Annotated in this window: 20 protein-coding genes, 1 tRNA gene and 1 pseudogene; 10 read left to right on the top strand and 12 right to left on the bottom strand. The window is 59.3% G+C overall.

The features are described from left to right. Positions 1-61: 61 nt before the first annotated feature. From ACEPAJ_RS17015 to ACEPAJ_RS16990, 6 genes are all read right to left on the bottom strand, one after another. Positions 62-193, bottom strand: a complete 132-nt coding sequence (locus tag ACEPAJ_RS17015) for a hypothetical protein (protein ID WP_425916403.1) — start codon at positions 191-193, stop codon at positions 62-64. An 875-nt stretch (positions 194-1,068) separates the two neighbouring features. After that, positions 1,069-2,859, bottom strand: a complete 1,791-nt coding sequence (locus ACEPAJ_RS17010) for a DUF927 domain-containing protein (protein ID WP_425916401.1) — start codon at positions 2,857-2,859, stop codon at positions 1,069-1,071. Continuing rightward, positions 2,856-3,725, bottom strand: a complete 870-nt coding sequence (locus ACEPAJ_RS17005) for a toprim domain-containing protein (RefSeq protein ID WP_425916399.1) — start codon at positions 3,723-3,725, stop codon at positions 2,856-2,858. The genes ACEPAJ_RS17010 and ACEPAJ_RS17005 overlap by 4 nt, the downstream gene beginning before the upstream one ends. Then, positions 3,713-3,853, bottom strand: a complete 141-nt coding sequence (locus ACEPAJ_RS17000; RefSeq protein WP_425916397.1) for a hypothetical protein — start codon at positions 3,851-3,853, stop codon at positions 3,713-3,715. Before ACEPAJ_RS17000 ends, ACEPAJ_RS17005 begins: the two co-directional genes overlap by 13 nt. Positions 3,854-3,856: 3 nt before the next feature. Further along, a complete protein-coding gene (locus ACEPAJ_RS16995) occupies positions 3,857-4,168 on the bottom strand; it encodes a DUF3077 domain-containing protein (protein ID WP_425916395.1) in 312 nt (103 codons plus the stop codon). Next, positions 4,165-4,326 carry a hypothetical protein gene (locus ACEPAJ_RS16990; RefSeq protein WP_425916393.1) on the bottom strand — a complete coding sequence of 54 codons (162 nt, stop codon included), beginning with the start codon at positions 4,324-4,326 and terminating at the stop codon, positions 4,165-4,167. The genes ACEPAJ_RS16995 and ACEPAJ_RS16990 overlap by 4 nt, the downstream gene beginning before the upstream one ends. A gap of 330 nt (positions 4,327-4,656) precedes the next feature. Here ACEPAJ_RS16990 and ACEPAJ_RS16985 point away from each other — a divergent pair, with 330 nt between their 5' ends. Together ACEPAJ_RS16985 and ACEPAJ_RS16980 are read left to right on the top strand one after the other, a co-directional pair. Further along, on the top strand, positions 4,657-4,929 hold the full coding sequence (locus ACEPAJ_RS16985) for a BrnT family toxin (protein WP_274086984.1): 273 nt from the start codon (positions 4,657-4,659) through the stop codon (positions 4,927-4,929). Next, positions 4,910-5,215 (top strand): BrnA antitoxin family protein, encoded by a 306-nt coding sequence (locus ACEPAJ_RS16980; RefSeq protein WP_274086983.1) that lies wholly within the window; start codon positions 4,910-4,912, stop codon positions 5,213-5,215. Before ACEPAJ_RS16985 ends, ACEPAJ_RS16980 begins: the two co-directional genes overlap by 20 nt. A 109-nt stretch (positions 5,216-5,324) precedes the next feature. Here the strand turns inward: ACEPAJ_RS16980 and ACEPAJ_RS16975 are convergent, their stop codons facing one another. From ACEPAJ_RS16975 to ACEPAJ_RS16955, 5 genes are all read right to left on the bottom strand, one after another. Further along, entirely contained in the window at positions 5,325-5,702 is a 378-nt protein-coding gene (locus tag ACEPAJ_RS16975) for a hypothetical protein (RefSeq protein ID WP_322948429.1), read from the bottom strand. After that, a complete protein-coding gene (locus ACEPAJ_RS16970; RefSeq protein ID WP_425916390.1) occupies positions 5,703-5,921 on the bottom strand; it encodes a helix-turn-helix transcriptional regulator in 219 nt (72 codons plus the stop codon). A gap of 113 nt (positions 5,922-6,034) precedes the next feature. Beyond that, positions 6,035-6,913 (bottom strand): hypothetical protein, encoded by an 879-nt coding sequence (locus ACEPAJ_RS16965; RefSeq protein ID WP_425916388.1) that lies wholly within the window; start codon positions 6,911-6,913, stop codon positions 6,035-6,037. 99 nt (positions 6,914-7,012) lie between these two features. Then, complete coding sequence (locus ACEPAJ_RS16960) at positions 7,013-8,221, bottom strand: tyrosine-type recombinase/integrase (RefSeq protein ID WP_425916386.1); 1,209 nt, start codon at positions 8,219-8,221, stop codon at positions 7,013-7,015. A gap of 207 nt (positions 8,222-8,428) precedes the next feature. Beyond that, a tRNA-Leu gene (locus ACEPAJ_RS16955) sits at positions 8,429-8,513 on the bottom strand. 112 nt (positions 8,514-8,625) lie between these two features. Between ACEPAJ_RS16955 and queA the strand changes: the two genes are divergently transcribed. From queA to ACEPAJ_RS16925, 6 genes are all read left to right on the top strand, one after another. Next, positions 8,626-9,675, top strand: coding sequence for a tRNA preQ1(34) S-adenosylmethionine ribosyltransferase-isomerase QueA (gene queA, locus ACEPAJ_RS16950; protein ID WP_425918078.1), 1,050 nt, complete (start codon positions 8,626-8,628; stop codon positions 9,673-9,675). A gap of 14 nt (positions 9,676-9,689) precedes the next feature. After that, positions 9,690-10,805: a tRNA guanosine(34) transglycosylase Tgt gene (gene tgt / locus ACEPAJ_RS16945; RefSeq protein ID WP_425918076.1), complete on the top strand. Its 1,116-nt coding sequence runs from the start codon at positions 9,690-9,692 to the stop codon at positions 10,803-10,805. Positions 10,806-10,844: 39 nt separating this feature from the next. Then, positions 10,845-11,180 (top strand): preprotein translocase subunit YajC, encoded by a 336-nt coding sequence (yajC, locus tag ACEPAJ_RS16940; RefSeq protein WP_339410434.1) that lies wholly within the window; start codon positions 10,845-10,847, stop codon positions 11,178-11,180. A gap of 62 nt (positions 11,181-11,242) precedes the next feature. Further along, the gene (gene secD, locus ACEPAJ_RS16935) at positions 11,243-13,111 is read left to right on the top strand and encodes a protein translocase subunit SecD (RefSeq protein ID WP_425916383.1); all 1,869 of its coding nucleotides are present in this window, start codon (positions 11,243-11,245) and stop codon (positions 13,109-13,111) included. A 9-nt stretch (positions 13,112-13,120) separates the two neighbouring features. Next, positions 13,121-14,026 (top strand): protein translocase subunit SecF, encoded by a 906-nt coding sequence (gene secF / locus ACEPAJ_RS16930; RefSeq protein WP_425916381.1) that lies wholly within the window; start codon positions 13,121-13,123, stop codon positions 14,024-14,026. Between the two features lie 124 nt (positions 14,027-14,150). Then, entirely contained in the window at positions 14,151-14,678 is a 528-nt protein-coding gene (locus ACEPAJ_RS16925; protein WP_425916379.1) for a glycine zipper 2TM domain-containing protein, read from the top strand. Between the two features lie 52 nt (positions 14,679-14,730). Here the strand turns inward: ACEPAJ_RS16925 and suhB are convergent, their stop codons facing one another. Continuing rightward, a complete protein-coding gene (gene suhB / locus ACEPAJ_RS16920; protein WP_425916378.1) occupies positions 14,731-15,546 on the bottom strand; it encodes an inositol-phosphate phosphatase in 816 nt (271 codons plus the stop codon). A 144-nt stretch (positions 15,547-15,690) separates the two neighbouring features. Between suhB and trmJ the strand changes: the two genes are divergently transcribed. Together trmJ and cysE are read left to right on the top strand one after the other, a co-directional pair. Further along, positions 15,691-16,470, top strand: a complete 780-nt coding sequence (gene trmJ / locus ACEPAJ_RS16915; protein ID WP_425916373.1) for a tRNA (cytosine(32)/uridine(32)-2'-O)-methyltransferase TrmJ — start codon at positions 15,691-15,693, stop codon at positions 16,468-16,470. Next, a pseudogene (cysE, locus tag ACEPAJ_RS16910) lies at positions 16,463-17,238 on the top strand (serine O-acetyltransferase). The gene trmJ and the pseudogene cysE overlap by 8 nt, the downstream one beginning before the upstream one ends. Positions 17,239-17,372: the final 134 nt, after the last annotated feature.

Here is a 17,372-nt window from a genome sequence, read left to right as displayed (position 1 = left end):
GCTGCTGTGTGAACGGTAGGAACTGGCGCAGCTTGCGTGCCTGTCGGCGCACGGAGTGACATTAATCAAGTATTTCGCGGCGGCGCTGGCAGATGATGCGCAGCACGCGGCGGGTAATGGTCAGGGTGTCGCGCTTGGTGACTCTGGGGTTTTCCATGATTCCAGCGAAGGAACGGATGGTTGTAGGGGGCATTGGGCGCACTCCATTGAAGTCTGCTCATAACGCTGGCGCAGCTCAGCACCAGCAGGGCAATACCGCCCCGTCGGCGCGTAGCAGGATCGGCATGGCATCAGGTGATGATAGACGGCATCACGCGCCGCCAGCCATTCGGGCGAGGCAGTGACAGCGGTTTGAATGAAGTGCTGCGGCTGTTCGGGGGCTTCCTCAATTTGAGGGAGTGTCACCATTCTCTGACGTTGGTTAGATGCCCTCAGTTTCGGGGGTATCTCTGCCGGGTGATCCACCAATGGTGGGCTATCCCTTGCCGGCATTCGCTCGGTTCTCGCTTGCTGGTGCTGCTCCAGGTGCGCGGCTGGTGCACGCTCCATGCGCGCCACAGTCTGTGGGTGGGATTGCGGGCCACTGCCTTTTTTGGGTAGTGCCCCTCCGGCCCGGCGCTATTCGTCGTTGCCGCCCCGCTTTCACTCACTACAAAACGTGGCGCGGGCACTTTCTCCAGCTCGGTAAACAGTCCAGAAAGCAGGCTCATGGCGTACCCCCGCACCGTAAAAACACACATACACATGTGCGTCTGGTTTCAAAAACACCGGCAACAGTGGCAACAGTGGCAACAACCGCTCTAGAACGGGCCTTCCAAGCGTTGCCAAACCCTCGTTTTTGTTGCCAGTGCTTTTTTACCGGCAACAGTGATAACCAAATTGAGGGCAGGTGGCGCGCTCTTTGATATATGAACAGAGGTGTGTTGCCAGTTGTTGCCACTTCTTTTATTAACCGGCAACGGCTGAAAGCCCCGCGCCGCAAGGCCGTTGCCGGTGTTGCCACTGTTGCCAGTGATTTTAGGTTCCTGTGTAATTGTGTTTGCTGGGTAAGGGCTGTTCTTGGCGTACTCATACCCCAGCCCCCTCGGTATCTATCGCCACTGGGTCGATCACATAGAGCCGCGATTGACCGCCACCAGGTAGCCGGTAGTTTTTGGTTTTGCGCTCGGTGTCGCGCCCTGCGATTGCTCCGGCTCCCTCCAGTGCTTTGACCACTCGGCTCAGGCCATACCCGTGCGCGGCCTCAATTAACGCAGCCCTGTTGAACAGGTACAGCCGCTTGGTGCCTGCCAGCTCCCAGAAGCCGGCCCGGTTGATTACCTTGGAGTCTGTCGCGTGGTCATCCACGTCTGAGAAGCGGCTACTGCCGTGCTTGTCGATAAAGTCCAGAATGCCGGCCAGTATCTGGCGATCCTCGGCATTGCCGCTGCCGACTCGGCTCAGCCACTCGCCATACAGCAACTGACAATCGGCCAGGGCGCTACCCTGGGGCCATGGCAGCAGGCCGTAGGCAATCGCCATTTCCCCAGCCAGGGCGATCACGGCGAAGCGGTCCGCCACGCGCCCGGCTTGGGCGTTGTCTTCGACGAACTGGCCGCGCACCTGGGCGAAGTCTTGCAGCAGGCCGGGACGGTCGTCGTCCTTTAGCAGCCGCTCAACAAATGCCGGGCCTAGGTGGCCGTGCTGGTGTGCTACGGCGACGGTCAGCAGGCGGTGGAAGTCGGCACCCTCCAGCCCGTGCAATTGGTCAAAGGCGCGGTGTGTGCGAGTGCCGGCGTTCACGTCCACCATGCGCAGTTCAGCACCAGCATGGGCGGCGTTGCCGGATATAGCAGCGTGCTCAGACAGCGAACGCTCACCACTGGACAGCGCCAGCAGCCGCCACGTCAGCTTAGGCCGGCCCTCGCGCTCTCGGGTCATGGTGCCTTTGCCCTGGCCGTTGGCGAGGGAGTAGGCCATGGCCTGTACCTGCTTGGGGTCGGCGCGTTTGATTTCGTCCAGCGGCAGGATGGTGTCATTACGGCTGGCCGCTTCAATCTCCAGCCCGCCCTTGCTCATATCCCAGCTGGCAGCAAACACACCGGGATCACCCCACACCGACGATCCCACCAGCTGCGCCAGGGACTTACCGCTGGAGCTGTCGCCCACCAGGTGAACGCCTCCGCCGACCACCCCGACCAGGCTCAGCAGCGGCCCCGCCAGCGCACAGCCAATGGCCAAGGTCAGTACCGGATTGCCCGCGCACTTGGCGGCCACCTCGGTTTGCCATTGCTCAAGCGTGCCGCTGGTGCTGTACAGGTTGAGGCTGCGTGCGCCGGCCTGATAACGCACGGTGTCGCTACCTATGGTGCGCTGGGGCAGCACGAATGCCCCGGAGGCGTGCCAGCCTGGCCGCGCCGTGGTGATAATGGTTTGATCCGGGCGCTGCTCCAGCAGGTACTCCATGAACTGACCGCGCTTGCGTGGTGCGATGATGGCCCCCATGCCGAACAGAGCACGGCGTGCGTCTTCACCGCTCCCGCCAAACACCTCCATTGGAATGATCCATTCCTTGGCACCGCTGTTGGTCAGCAGGCGCAGCAACCGGCCCTCGCTGCCGTCGTCGCTGTTGGTGGTGCGCGCGGTCACGATCACGGGTGTGGCCAGCCAGTCGTCAGTGATGGGGCGGGTGGTTTCTTCGCTGTCGTCATCACCCACGGCGGCACGCTTGAAGCCGTGCCAGTACACGCCTGGGCGCAGCTTGCGGCCCACCTCATTCGTGACCCAGTGCTCATACACGCCCCAGCATGGCCGCTCGGGCATGATGCTTGGCGACGTGGGCGAAGGCACCAGGGATAAGGTCGGTTCGGCGGCGCTCATTGGGCGGCCCTCCAGTTGGCCAAGTCATTAAAGTCGGTTAGGTCGGCGGGGGCGTCTTGCGGCCACAGCGGGAAGACCACCAGCCCACCCACCGCCACAGCGGCGGCATTGGCAGCCATGCGCCCTGGGTTGCCTTCGGTCTGACGGTCGTCGTCGCCCGCGATGATGAGCGAGGCGTGCGGGTGCTTCTCTCGCAGCGCCAGCGCCGCTGGCCTGAGGTTGCCGGCATTCATCGCGCAGGCCACAGCGGCCCCGGTGTCGGCGTGGATCGTCGCGCCGGTTGCCCAGCCCTCGCAGACGTACAGCGGTGCACCCGGTGTGATAACGCCCAGCGGCGAATAACACCCGGTGACGATCCCGCCACTCAGGAAGCGCTTACTGCCGTCCAGGTAGATGCGTTGCAGGTTGGCCAACACGCCATTGCGCACCAGCGGCACCAGCAATGCGTCACCATGCTGGCGCAGGCCATAGGGGCGCACGCCCTTGGTGATCAGATACGGGTGGCCCGGGTCAGCGCGGCGAGCGTCACGCCATAGGCGGTTGGCATATTCAGCCGCGGACTGCTGGCGCTTGTGCTGCTCGGCTTGGCGCTGGCGACGTGCCTGCTCGATACGCTGGCGCACCTGCTCGGCTTCCCTCGCGTCTACCGGCTCACGGCTACACCAGGTGTGCGCGCTGCCGGCCTTCCAGCTGCCGAACGCACCTGAGGCGATGCCATCCAGGTACAGCACATACCAGCCGTTAAGGGTGCCGGCCTTATCGCCCGGAACGTGAAAGCGTTGAATGCTGCCGTCTGCAATGGGTAGCCAATCAAGCAGGCCGAATGTGCTTTGCATGGCGTCACGGAATGCGATTACACCGTCCATAGCAGCACCTCGATAGCGATCATCAGCACCAGGTCAGCGCCAGCCGGTGCGAGGGCGAATAGGTAGCGATTGGCTAAATTCGGGCAAGCCTTCGGCGTAGGCGCTAGAGCACCTTGATTAATTTGCATGGGTTACACCTTGGCGGGTTGTTGTGCGTTATCGGTGTCTTCTGCGTGTTCCACCGCTTGCCACAGCGAGTCAATCACGGCCTTGGCGCTGTTCAGCGCATGAAGCACAAGCCAGGCGTGGCTACCCTTTAGCGGCTGTTCACCTAGAGCTGCGGCATAGATCGGATCGTGCAAGCTATCCAGCATGTCCGAAGCGCTATTGAGGGCGTCCAGTAACGGAACGTCAGGCATGACGGAGAACAAGTTTTGCTTTTTGCTCACGTCACCTGTGCTGTGGAAGGTGTGCCGGGGCACTGTCTTGATGGCGTTGCTCATACTGCCACCCCCGCGTCTTCGATTTGGCGGGCGCGAGCCATGGCGGCGTTGTACCGGGCAAGCCTTACGCTCAAGCTGGAATCAGCGCGCAGGGCTGCCATAGCGCGGGCCTTCCAGGCAGCGGCGTGTGGTGTGGACGGATTGAGGGCGTGTTTCATGGGTACGGCTCCTTTTGCTGGGGAGCTGTCACCGTTCGCGGCCAAGCGAATTTGGGTGGCAGCTGTACGCGGGTTGGCCGACCGGGGCAAAAGGAACCCGGCACGCCCGAAGGCGTCCCACGCACAGCCGCCATAACTCGAAGCTGCGGGCACAAAAAAAGCGCCTACTTTCGGATATGGGCGCTTGTGCGCCTTTTGCATATTCGACCGGCCAAGGTCGGTCACTGATTTTGCAGCGACGGTCGCACGATAACGCCGATGCGCCAGCTTGGCAATGGTGGGGAATGCTTGGGCGTTGTCAGGCTGAATTAGTGTAGCTACAATAAATCCATGCAAATCACCTACGATCCCGCCAAATGCGAGCGCAACACAGCCGAGCGTGGGTTGTCTTTCGAGCTGGTGCGCGCCTTCGATTGGTCGGCGGCCTTGGTGCTTGAGGATCAGCGAAACGACTACGGCGAAAGACGCTTTCAGGCGCTGGGCTTTATCGGTGATCGGCTTTACATGCTGGTGTTCACGCCGCGCCCGGGTGCGGTTCACGTCATCAGCTTGCGCAAGGCAAACAAGCGGGAGGTAACAGGCTATGAGCAAAGTCAGGTCTGAACAGGCGCGCACCGATAACCCCGTATGGGGTGCGGCAGAGTTCGCCAAGGCAGAGCGGGCCAGCGATGTGCTGGGCGAGTTGTTCGGCGCTGAGCAAGCGGCGGCCATGCTCAAGCCCAAGCGCGGGCGCCCGGTTGCGGCGGCGCGCAAAGAGCTGGTTAGCGTGCGGTATGACGCCGAGGTGCTGGCCGCCTTTCGGGCATCCGGCCCCGGCTGGCAGGCCCGCTTAAACGCGGCCCTGTCGGACTGGTTGAAGACGCACAAGCCCGAAGACGTGGCAGCATAGGCGGCGTCACCGGCTACGGTCGGCAGGAATCTGGAACCCTTCACGGTTGATCCAGTAACGCGGGTGTAACGGTTGCTAGCCGATACCCCGCGTTTTTTATTGGGCGCTGTCATGCGGCCACCTTCTTGCCCTTGCGGGCAAACATCATGGTGAGCACCTTGTCAGCCTGCTCATGCTGGCTTGCTGGCAGGCGGTAGCGGGTCACGCCGCACGGGGCACCCCAGTGGTTCGCGGCCTTTTCCGGCATGTGCTCGAAGGTCAGCCCGTATTGGCTTTCCAAGGCCGGGATCGTCGAGTTAAGGCAGGTGTCCCCGACCTTGCGGGCCGCCTCAAATCTGTTGAGCGTGTCGAAGTGGCGAACGTAGACCAGGACGCGAGCAATCTTGCTTGGCGCTGTGCTCAGCAGTTCGGCGGGCGTGGGGGCGGTGGTGGTATTCTTGCCGTGCGACTGGCTGCGTTTCTCTTCGGGGATCGTGGCCTTTTTCATTTAAGCCACCTTGCGCTGTGCGGCCAGCGAATCACACCAGGCCAGCACCTCGGCTTCGATCCAGGCAACAGACTTGGGGCCAAGGTTCACTTGAGCGGGGAAGGTGCCGGCGGCAATGCGGCGGTAAATCTCGGAGGTGGAAAGGCTGGTGTGATCCTTCACCGCTGGCAGCTTGATAAAGCGGCGGGGGAATTGGGTGGGAGTGGTGTGTGCGGCCATGTTGTGCGCCTCCTTGGGTGGCGTTGGGAACATGGCGCTATTCTTCTAATCTATAGGCAGCCTGGGGACGGCAAAGTCTGGTGCTTTGCGTTGAGCTTCGTGAACAGAAATACTCAGCCCTGCGGCTCTTCTTCTGTAGTCAGAAGTTCATCCGAAATATCCGATTTTGTGACCCTGTCTACTTGGGCGTGGGATGGCTTTTTCTTGGCCTTTATCAAGCGCTCGATGGTTCGCATCTCAAGCGGCTTGTCTATAAATGGCAGGCCCATGAGCTGGAATACTGCTCGCTTGTGCGGGCCGTCGAAGTGGTAGCAGTGTAGTCGGATTAACTCTCCAGCCATTAGGCGGGTGGCTAGGTCGGGGTCATTACGCTTGCTGGAGGGGCGGCGATTTGAGGCGATATCATTGATTTTATTCCCCACTCGAGTGATGTGGCCGAACAACGATCCTTGATCGTTAGCGTCGATCCAGTCACTCGCTGACAATTGTGTTAGCTCGTCAACCAAGCGGTTCATGCGGGCAATCGTTTCTGCTCCGCTCAGTGCTGCCCTCACGCTCTTGCCAGTTAGATAGTTATGGCAGGCAAGGGCTACTCCTGAAATATAGTCCAGATAAAGCCCGGAGCCATTGATAAGGCGGGGCCAGAGCGTGCGCTGCCTGCCATTTTCGCGTTGATAATACTGGATTAACTGACGCTCAAAGAAATCTGCAAAGCCTTCCGTTGCCCTGATCGGGAGGGATTTGGTCGCTACTTGAAAGGCCGGAGTGGAATGGAGCCAATTGTAGGTGTCGGCAGATGCCTGGTGCAGGCTGGCATCAAAACTATCGCGGTGCGCGTCGTTTAACTTGCTAGCGAGAGCGGCAAGCTCTGGCGAGGTGTAAGCGTTTTTATCGGGGTGGTCCAGCGTGTATACCCTATTCCAAAATTCAGATCTGTACCTCTCGAAAGCCCCTGACAAAGCTTCAAATTGTTCAGCTGTCGGAGTGTCCATTATCTGCTCTCCCAAGGTGTTGCCCATTCTGAATAGAGCGGCTGGTCAGGCGGGTGGGTGCCCGCTTTTCTCCCCGTCGGGATAGGCCAGCCAAAACCGTTAAGCCTTGCGCTTGATGCTAACCACGTTGGCCCCAGCGCACAGGGCGTCTATCGAGTCGGCCCACGCTTGCATCATTTCCCGGCGCTGCTCCAGGTAGGCGGCGTGGTTGTAAGTGTCGCGCATCTCGTCGTCATCGCCGTGAGCAAGCTGGCGCTCGATCCAGTCGCGGTTATAGCCGCGTCCGTTTAACTCTGTGCTCAGCAAGTGGCGGAAGCCGTGGCCGGTTTGCCTGTCTTTATAGCCGGCGTCGGCCAATGCCTTGTTGATGGTGTTTTCACTCATTGGGCGGTTGGTGTTGTTGCGCCCGGCAAATACCAATGCATAACCCCCGGTGACTTCTTGAAGCTGGCGCAGGATGGCAACGGCCTGGCGTGGCAGTGGCACCGAGTGGTCGCGTCGGGCTTTCATGCGCTCTTTCGGAATCGTCCAGGTTGCGGCCTCAAGGTCGAACTCGGCCCAGGGTGCGGCGCGCAATTCACCAGGGCGCACAGCCGTCAGCACCAGCAGGCGGATGGCGTGGCGGGTCAGGGTATTGATGTTGGCTGCTTCGATCTTGCTCAGCAGTTCGGGTAACTCTGCACAGGTGACGTGCGGATGGTGCCGCGTTGCTGGTGCGTGAGCTGCGATCACGTCCAAGTCAGTTGCTGGGTTTGCCTCTACCGACCCTTGTGCCAGGCCAAAGCGGAAAATCTGACTTAGCCATTGGCGGGTTTTCTTGGCGACGTTGTGCGCCCCGCGTGATTCGATCTTGCGGATTAGTGCTACCAGCTCAGGGCGGGTAATGGCCTTGACGGGGCGGTGGCCAAGGGCGGGCAATAAGTCAGACTCTAAGTAAGCAGCGGCCTTGTCGGCTGTGGACTTTGCCCAGCGTGGCGAGCGGTAAGCGTGCCACTCACGCGCCAGTTCCTCGAATGTCTGCGCCTCAAGTGCTTGCGCCTGTTTAGTGGCTTGGCGTTCTGCGCCTGGGTCTGTGCCTTCGTCCAGCAGTAAGCGGGCGTCATCACGCTTGCGGCGGGCCGCGGCCAAAGGCACGGCAGGATAGGCACCCAAGGAAAGCATTTTAGCTTTGCCGTTGAAGCGGTAGCGGTAGCGCCACAGCTTGGAGCCTGTAGCGGCGACCTCTAAGCACAGGCCGTTGCTGTCGGCTAAGCGATACAGCTTGTCCTTGGGCTTGGCTGTTTTGATTGCGGAATCGGTCAGCGGCATGGTGCCCCCGTGTGAGCCATGCCGGGCGGCGTTTGGCGGCTCAGGTGTGAGTAGATTTATCGACCAAACTCGATCTACTCACAAATCTACTCACAATCCAGTGGGCTTACAAGGTAACGGTAGGGAACTGCGGGCAATAAAAAACCGGCTCAAGTGGCCGGTTCTCTAGGGTTTCAGGTCGTTTCGGTACGTCCTGAGATGTTTGTATGGTGCCCCGGGGGAGACTCGAACTCCCACTTCTTTCGAAAACGGATTTTGAATCCGCCGCGTCTACCGGTTCCGCCACCGGGGCACAATGGCGGCGGAGTATAGAGATGGTATTTGCATTGGTCAATGCATTGCGTGTTCAGAATGTGCGATTTCCGGTAAGCTTTGCCGCCCTTCTAGATGACCCCACTCTGACCATGCGTGTTGCCGACTTCAGTTTTGAGCTGCCAGACGCTCTGATTGCCCGCCACCCTCTTGCTGAACGCCGCGCCAGCCGCTTGCTGGTGCTCGATGGGCCGACGGGTGAGTTGGCGCACAAACAGTTCAGCGACCTGCTGGATTATCTTCGCCCCGGCGATTTGATGGTGTTTAACAATACGCGGGTCATTCCGGCGCGGCTGTTCGGCCAGAAGACTTCGGGCGGCAAGCTGGAGGTGCTGGTTGAGCGGGTGCTGGACAGTCATCGTGTGCTGGCTCATGTGCGTTCGAGCAAATCGCCCAAGCCCGGTTCGACCATTCTGATCGACGGTGGTGGCAAGGCTGAAATGGTCGCGCGCCACGATGCCCTGTTCGAGCTGCGTTTCAGCGAAGAAGTGCTGCCGCTGCTGGAGCGGGTCGGGCATATGCCGCTGCCGCCTTATATCGATCGCCCGGATGAGCAGGCTGACCGTGAACGTTATCAGACCGTGTATGCAGACCGTGCCGGTGCCGTGGCTGCGCCGACCGCAGGGCTGCATTTTGATCAGGCGCTGTTGGCGGCGATTGCCGAGAAGGGCGTTGAGCGCGCTTTTGTCACCCTGCACGTAGGGGCGGGGACGTTTCAGCCGGTGCGGGTTGAGCGCATCGAAGACCACCATATGCACACTGAGTGGCTGGAGGTCGGCCAGGATGTTGTTGATGCCGTGGCGGCTTGTCGGGCGCGCGGTGGGCGCGTAATTGCTGTCGGCACCACCAGCGTGCGGTCACTGGAAAGTGCAGCGCGCGATGGTGTGCTCAAGGCCTTCAGCGGCGATACCGATATTTTTATCTACCCAGGCCGGCCGCTGCATGTGGTTGATGCGCTGGTAACCAACTTCCATTTGCCGGAATCGACCCTGCTGATGTTGGTGTCGGCGTTTGCCGGCTACCCGGAAACCATGGCGGCTTACCAGGCGGCGATTGCCGGCAAGTATCGTTTTTTCAGTTACGGTGATGCCATGTTTATCACCCGCAACCCCGCACCGCGCGGGCCAGAGGAACAGCTATGACGCGCACGTGCCGCATGTCTTTTGAATTGTTGGCGACCGAGGGCAAGGCGCGCCGTGGTCGGCTGACCTTCCCGCGTGGCGTGGTGGAAACCCCTGCGTTTATGCCGGTGGGCACCTATGGCACGGTCAAGGGCATGATGCCGGACGATATCGAGGCGATTGGCGCACAGATCATCCTCGGCAACACCTTCCACCTGTGGCTGCGCCCCGGCACTGAGGTGATCAAGAAACACGGCGACCTGCATGACTTTATGCAGTGGCAAGGGCCGATCCTTACCGACTCCGGCGGCTTCCAGGTGTTCAGCCTCGGCGCCATGCGCAAGATTAAAGAGGAGGGCGTGTACTTCGCCTCGCCGGTCGACGGTGCCAAGGTGTTTATGGGGCCGGAAGAGTCGATGCAGGTACAGCGCGATCTGGGCTCTGACATTGTGATGATTTTCGACGAATGCACGCCGTACCCGGCCGAGTTCGATGTGGCCAAAAAGTCGATGGAGTTGTCCTTGCGTTGGGCCAAGCGCTCGAAAGAGGCCCATGGCGAGAACTCCGCAGCGTTGTTTGGCATCGTTCAGGGCGGTATGCATGAAGAGCTGCGCAAGGTTTCGCTGGATGGGTTGGAGCAGATTGGCTTTGACGGTTATGCGATTGGCGGGTTGTCAGTCGGTGAGCCGAAAGAAGAGATGATCAAAGTCTTGGATTACCTGCCTGCGCAATTGCCGGCCGATAAGCCGCGCTACCTGATGGGTGTCGGCAAGCCAGAAGATCTGGTCGAAGGTGTGCGCCGTGGCGTGGACATGTTCGACTGCGTGATGCCGACCCGTAACGCGCGCAACGGTCACCTGTTTGTCGATACTGGCGTGCTGAAAATTCGCAATGCCTTCCATAAACAGGACAATTCGCCGCTGGATCCGACTTGCGATTGTTACACCTGCAAACATTTCTCCCGCGCCTACCTGCATCACCTGGATAAGTGCGGTGAAATGCTGGGTAGTATGCTCAATACAATCCACAACTTGCGGCATTATCAGGTGCTTATGGCTGGTTTGCGCGAGGCTATTCAACAGGGTACATTGGCCGCCTTTGTCGATGCCTTCTATGCCAAGCGCGGGCTACCAACGCCGCCTCTGGACTGATTTCCCAACCTTTTAAAGACCTTTTAACAGGAGTGTTATATGAGCTTTTTTATCCCCGCTGCGTTCGCTGAAGGTGCCGCACCGGCTGCCGGTCCTGCTGGTAGTGGTTTTGAGTGGGTGTTTCTGGTCGGCTTTCTGGTCATCTTCTACCTGATGATCTGGCGTCCACAGGCCAAGCGTGCGAAAGAGCACAAAGGTCTGATTGGTGGTCTGCAGAAAGGCGACGAAGTGGTCACCAGCGGCGGTATCGCTGGCAAGGTGTCGAAGGTTTCCGATGACTTCGTGGTGATTGAAGTATCCGACACCGTCGAGCTGAAGATTCAGAAAGTGGCGATTGCCGCTTCGCTGCCTAAAGGCACGCTGAAAGCGATCTAAGCCACACACCTTTACCATTCGACGGGGCGCTTAATGCGCCCCGCGTCATAACGGGCGGCGTCATGCTCAACAAATTTCCCCTCTGGAAGTACCTGCTGATTCTGGCTGTGCTGGCAATCGGCTTTCTTTATTCCGCGCCCAATTTGTACCCGGATGATCCGGCGATCCAGATCAGTGGCAACAGCTCCGCCATGCGCGTCGAGCAGGCCGACCTAGAGCGTGCTAAGCGTGCGCTGGAAGCGGCCGGTATCAGTGTAAAAGCAGTCAGTGTGGCGAATCAGGGCCGTGCTGGTTTGCTGCGTTTGAACAGCGCTGAAGATCAACTGCCCGCCAAAGAGCTGGTGCGCAAGGCGTTGAGCGATGAGTTTGTGGTGGCGTTGAACCTGGCGCAGACCACGCCGGATTGGCTGCGTAACCTGGGCGGTAGCCCGATGAAGCTCGGCTTGGACTTGTCCGGTGGTGTGCACTTCCTGATGGAAGTGGATATGGATAAAGCCCTGGATGCGCGCCGCAAGGTTTACGAGGGCGAGGTCAAGAGCCTGCTGCGTAAAGAACGTGTGCGTTATCGCAGCCTGCCTGAGCTCAATGGCGCCATTCAGCTCGGCTTTACGGACGAAGCGGCGCTGGAAAAAGCCCGCCAATTGATCCGTAAAGACTTCACAGATTTTGATATGACCACTGTGCAGCGTAATGAGCTGCAGGTTCTGCGTTTGGCGCTGACTCAGGCCAAGTTGGTCGAGATTCGCGAGTACTCGATCAAGCAGAACCTGACCACGGTGCGTAACCGGGTCAATGAGCTGGGTGTGGCTGAGCCACTGGTTCAGCGTCAGGGTGCCAACCGCATCGTGGTTGAGCTGCCGGGCGTGCAGGATACCGCTGAAGCCAAGCGTATTCTCGGCAAGACTGCCAACCTGGAATTCCGTCTGGCCGCCGAGCCAGATGCCGCTAGGGCTGCGACTGAAAGTTTCGAGTTCCGCCAAGAAGGCCGTCCACCCGCGCTGCTGGAGCGTGACCTGATCATCACGGGTGATCAGGTGACCGATGCGCAGGCCAGCTTCGATGAAAATGGCAGCCCGCAGGTGAATATCCGTCTGGATGGCCGCGGTGGTGATCTGATGAATCGCGCCACCCGTAACAACGTCGGGCGCAGCATGGCGGTGATCTTTATCGAGCAGAAGCCGGTGACGCGCTACGTGCGTCAGGTGGTCGATGGCGTCGAAAAAGAGGTTGAGCTGCAGACCTTCGTTGAAGAGAAGAAGATCATCAGCCTGGCCACTATTCAGTCACCGCTGGGTAGTCAGTTCCGCATCACTGGTCTGGATGGTCAGGGTGAGTCGTCTGAGCTGGCCTTGCTGCTGCGTGCCGGTGGTCTGGCCGCGCCCATGTACTTTGCGGAAGAGCGCACCATTGGCCCGAGTCTTGGGGCTGACAACATTGCCAAGGGCGTGAATGCGTCGTTGTGGGCGATGCTGTTTGTTTCGCTGTTTATCATTGCCATATACCGCGCTTTTGGTGTGTTGGCGACCATCGCGCTTGGGTTGAACATGGTGCTGTTGCTGGCGCTGATGTCGTTGCTCAGCGCCACGCTAACCCTGCCAGGTATTGCCGGTATCGTACTGACCATGGGTATGGCGGTGGACGCCAACGTGCTGATCTTCTCGCGTATTCGTGAGGAAATTGCCAATGGCATGTCGATCCAGCGCGCTATCCATGAGGGCTTTGATCGGGCGTACTCGGCAATTGTCGATGCCAACCTGACCACGCTGTTGGTCGGCGGCATTCTGTTTGCCATGGGCACGGGGCCGGTTAAAGGCTTCGCGGTGACCTTGTCGCTGGGCATCATCACATCGATGTTTACCGCCATTCTGGTCACGCGTTGCATGGTCAACCTGACATGCGGCGGGCGTGACTTTAAGAAGTTGTGGATTTAAGGGGCTGTGATGAATCGTACGATCAACTTCATGGGGGTTCGCAATATTGCGTTCGCCCTCACCGTGGTCCTGACGCTGCTGTCGCTGGCGAGTCTGTTTACCAAAGGCCTGAACCTGGGGCTGGACTTTACCGGTGGTACGCAAATCGAGCTGAGTTACGAGCAGTCGGCCGACCTCGGTAAAATCCGTGAGCAGCTGGCCGGTGCTGGCTATGCCGATGCCGTGGTGCAGAGCTTTGGTGCCACCACTGATGTAGTGGTGCGCATGCAGGGCAATAATCCTGAGCTGGGTAATAATGTGGCCGCAGCGCTGCGTCAGACGGGTGAGCAGCTTGAGGTGAAGAAGGTTGAATTCGTTGGTCCGCAGGTCGGTGAAGAGCTGCGCGATCAGGGTGGGCTGGGGCTGTTGTTAGCGTTGGGTGGGGTGATGCTCTACCTGGCCTTCCGCTTTCAGTGGAAGTTCGGCGTGGCAGCGATTGTCTCGCTGGTCCACGACGTGATTGTCACCCTCGGCATTCTCTCGTTCTTTGAGATCACCTTCGACCTGACTGTGATGGCGGCTTTGCTGGCGATCATTGGTTACTCGCTGAACGATACTATTGTGGTGTTCGACCGGGTGCGTGAGAACTTCCGGGTGCTGCGTAAGGCGACGTTGATTGAGAACATCAACATCTCCACCACGCAGACCCTGCTGCGTACCATGGCAACGTCCATCTCTACCTTGCTGGCCATCGGTGCGCTGTTGCTGTTTGCCGGCGACAACCTGTTCGCTTTCTCGGTGGCGCTGTTTGTCGGCGTGGCGGCGGGTACTTACTCGTCTGTCTATATCGCTAACGTGCTGCTGGTATGGCTTGACCTGACGGTTGATGACCTGATTCCGCCAGTGGTGGAAGAAGAGGTCGATGAGCGCCCCTGATTCTGTGGGTTTCATCGCAAACGTTTGAATAGGCCGGGCATGTGTTGAACTTGCCCGGCTTTTTTATGCTCCAAGGCAAGGATTAAGGCGCATTGCGCGCTAAGCAGTGGTTTAGGAGGTTTGTATGAATAAGTCTTTGTTGGTCGGCGCCGTATTGGGTGCGGTGGGTGTAACGGCGGGCGGGGCGGTGGCCACTTATAACGTCGTTACTGCGCCGAAATATGCGGAAGTGCTGGCGGTGAAGCCGGTTAACCAAACCATCAAAACCCCGCGCGAGGTGTGCAAAGACGTGACGGTTACCCGTCAGGCGGCGGTCAAGGATCAGCATAAGATTGCCGGTACGGCGATTGGCGCAGTGGTCGGTGGTTTGCTGGGTAATCAGGTGGGTGGGGGTAATGGCAAGAAGTTGGCAACAGTCGCCGGTGCGGTAGGCGGTGGTTATGCCGGCAATAAGGTGCAGGGCAATATGCAGGAAAACGACACCTACACCACCACCGAAACGCGCTGCAATACGGTCACTGACACCAGTGAGAAGCTGGTGGGGTATGACGTTAAATACGAGCTGGACGGCAAGATCAGCCAGGTGCGTATGGCCAATGATCCGGGTCAGCGGATACCGGTACGTGATGGCGAATTAGTGTTGGTCGAGTAAATTGTCCAGGCAATAAAAAAGCGCCCGTGGGCGCTTTTTTATTGTTGGCTATTTAGCGCTTCAGCGAGGCTGATAAGTGCGGCTGAATAGCGGTAAGGGCTGCTTTGAAACACTTAGTGTTGCCGGCGACGATCTGGCCTTTTTCAAGAAATTCGTGGCTGCCGCTGAAGTCGCTGACCAAGCCGCCTGCTTCTTGAATCAGCAGGGCGCCGGCGGCCATGTCCCACTCGGACAGGCCGAACTCCCAGAATGCATCAAAGCGGCCCGTGGCAACGTAGGCCAGGTCTAAGCTTGCTGCCCCGCCGTGGCGTAGGCCAGCGGCCTGGCCAACCAAGCTGCGGAACATGCCGATGTAGTTCTCGAGGTTGTCCATCTGGTTGTCGCGGAACGGGAAGCCGGTGCCGAGCAGTGCGCCTTCCAGGCTCTTGCGATTGCCGACGCGCATGCGGCGGCCGTTGAGGGCAGCGCCACGGCCGCGGCTGGTGGTGAATTCTTCTTGGCGCACGGGGTCGATGACCACTGCATGTTCAAGGCGGCCACGGTATTTGCAGGCGATGCTCACGGCGTAATGCGGAATGCCGCGGATAAAGTTAGCGCCGCCATCCAGTGCGTCGATGATCCACACATAGTCGGCGCCGTCGACGCTGCCTGCGCTCAGGCCGCTTTCCTTGCCGAAGATGCCGTGAGTCGGGTAGGCCTTGCGCAGTGCTTGGATGATCAGCTGCTCGGCGGAGCGATTAAGCTCGGTCACGTAATCCTTGGCTTCTTTCTCGTCGACCGAGATGACGTCCAAGCGTTCGGTCGAGCGGAAGATCATTTCGCCGGCGCTACGGGCTGCGCGCAGCGCGATATTCAGCATGGGCTGCATGGATGTTCACCTGGGTCGTTAAAGAAAGCCGGCCATTCTAGCAGAAAAGCCCGGCGGTTGAAGTACAACCTGCACCTTGCGTGGCGTAAGGTGGGTTGCTTCTGTAAGATTTGCCCCTCTAAGCCTTGTCTGTGAGCGTTTGCGTTGCTAGAAAATATTCGCGTTGTTTTGGTCAACACCAGTCACCCAGGCAATATCGGTGGCGCGGCGCGGGCCATGAAGAACATGGGGTTGTCGCAGTTGGTGCTGGTTGATCCGCAGGATTTCCCGAGCGCTGACGCGGTGGCCAGGGCGTCGGGCGCTAACGATGTGCTCAATGCGGCGCAGGTGGTAGGCACGCTGGAGGAGGCGTTGGTGGGTTGCAGTCTGGTGCTCGGCACCAGTGCGCGTGATCGGCGTATCCCGTGGCCGCTGCTGGATCCGCGTGAGTGTGGCGTGGCGGCGTGCGAGCAGGCGCAGCAAGGTGCGCAGGTGGCGTTGGTGTTTGGGCGTGAGTATGCCGGGCTGACCAACGATGAGCTGCAGCGCTGTCACTTTCACGTGCATATACCGTCTGATCCTGAATTCAGCTCGCTGAATTTGGCTGCGGCGGTGCAAGTGTTGGCCTATGAGGTGCGGATGGCCTGGTTGGCGGCAGAAAATCAGCCGACCAAGACGCTCAAGCTGGAAACTACGTCCATGCAGAGTTCGCAGCCGGTAACGGCGGATGAGCTGGAATCGTTTTACACGCACCTTGAGCAGGCGCTGGTTGAGATTAAGTTTCTCGATCCGTCCAAGCCGCGGCATTTGATGAGTCGCCTGCGCCGTTTGTATGGGCGCAGCGAGGTCAGCAAGCTGGAAATGAATATCTTGCGCGGCATCTTGACGGAAACCATCAAGGCGGCGCGTGGCGAGCACCCAGGGCAGGAGAAGGCAGATGTTTGAGCGCATGCGAGAAGATATACAGAGCGTATTTCATCGCGACCCGGCGGCGCGCAATACCTTTGAGGTGGTTACCTGCTATCCGGGGTTGCATGCGGTATGGCTGCACCGTGTGGCGCATGCACTGTGGGTGTCTGGTTGGAAGTGGTTAGCGCGCGTGGTGTCGAACATTGGCCGTTGGATGACCGGCGTTGAGATTCATCCCGGCGCGAAAATTGGCCGGCGTTTCTTTATCGATCACGGCATGGGCATTGTGATCGGGGAGACCGCTGAGATCGGCAATGACGTCACCCTTTATCAGGGTGTGACGCTGGGCGGCACCAGCTGGAACAAGGGTAAGCGTCATCCAACCCTTGAAGACGGTGTGGTGGTGGGTGCGGGGCCAAGGTGCTTGGGCCATTTACGGTCGGCGCGGGTGCCAAGATTGGCTCTAATGCCGTGGTCACCAAGGCAGTGCCGGCGGGTGCTACAGCGGTCGGTATTCCGGGGCGAGTTATCGTCAAGGCGGACGACGAGCAGGAGGCCAAGCGCAAGGCGATTGCCGAGAAGCTCGGCTTCGATGCCTATGGTGTGGGTCAGGACATGCCTGATCCGATTGCTCGTGCTATCGGTCAGTTGCTTGATCACCTGCATGCGGTCGATGGGCAGTTAGAAGGTATGTGTGGTGCGCTCAAGTCCCTGGGTAGTGATTACTGCTCCAAGGATTTTCCCGAGCTGCGTAATGAGGACTTCGGGGACGTGGTCAAGGATGCAGACAAGCCTGCGGCTTGATGGCGTTGGGGTGCGCTTTTTTGCTAAACTGCGCGCCCTTCATTCTGTTTAATCCCGACAAGAGCGCTAGGTCTTATAGTTGACTTAAATACTCGGGAATTGCATACTTGCTGCATATTGCGACCACGCGGTAA

This window comes from Pseudomonas sp. GWSMS-1 (assembly GCF_049847425.1).
Lineage (GTDB): Bacteria > Pseudomonadota > Gammaproteobacteria > Pseudomonadales > Pseudomonadaceae > Aquipseudomonas.
This window is presented reverse-complemented; position numbering and strand designations above follow the sequence as displayed.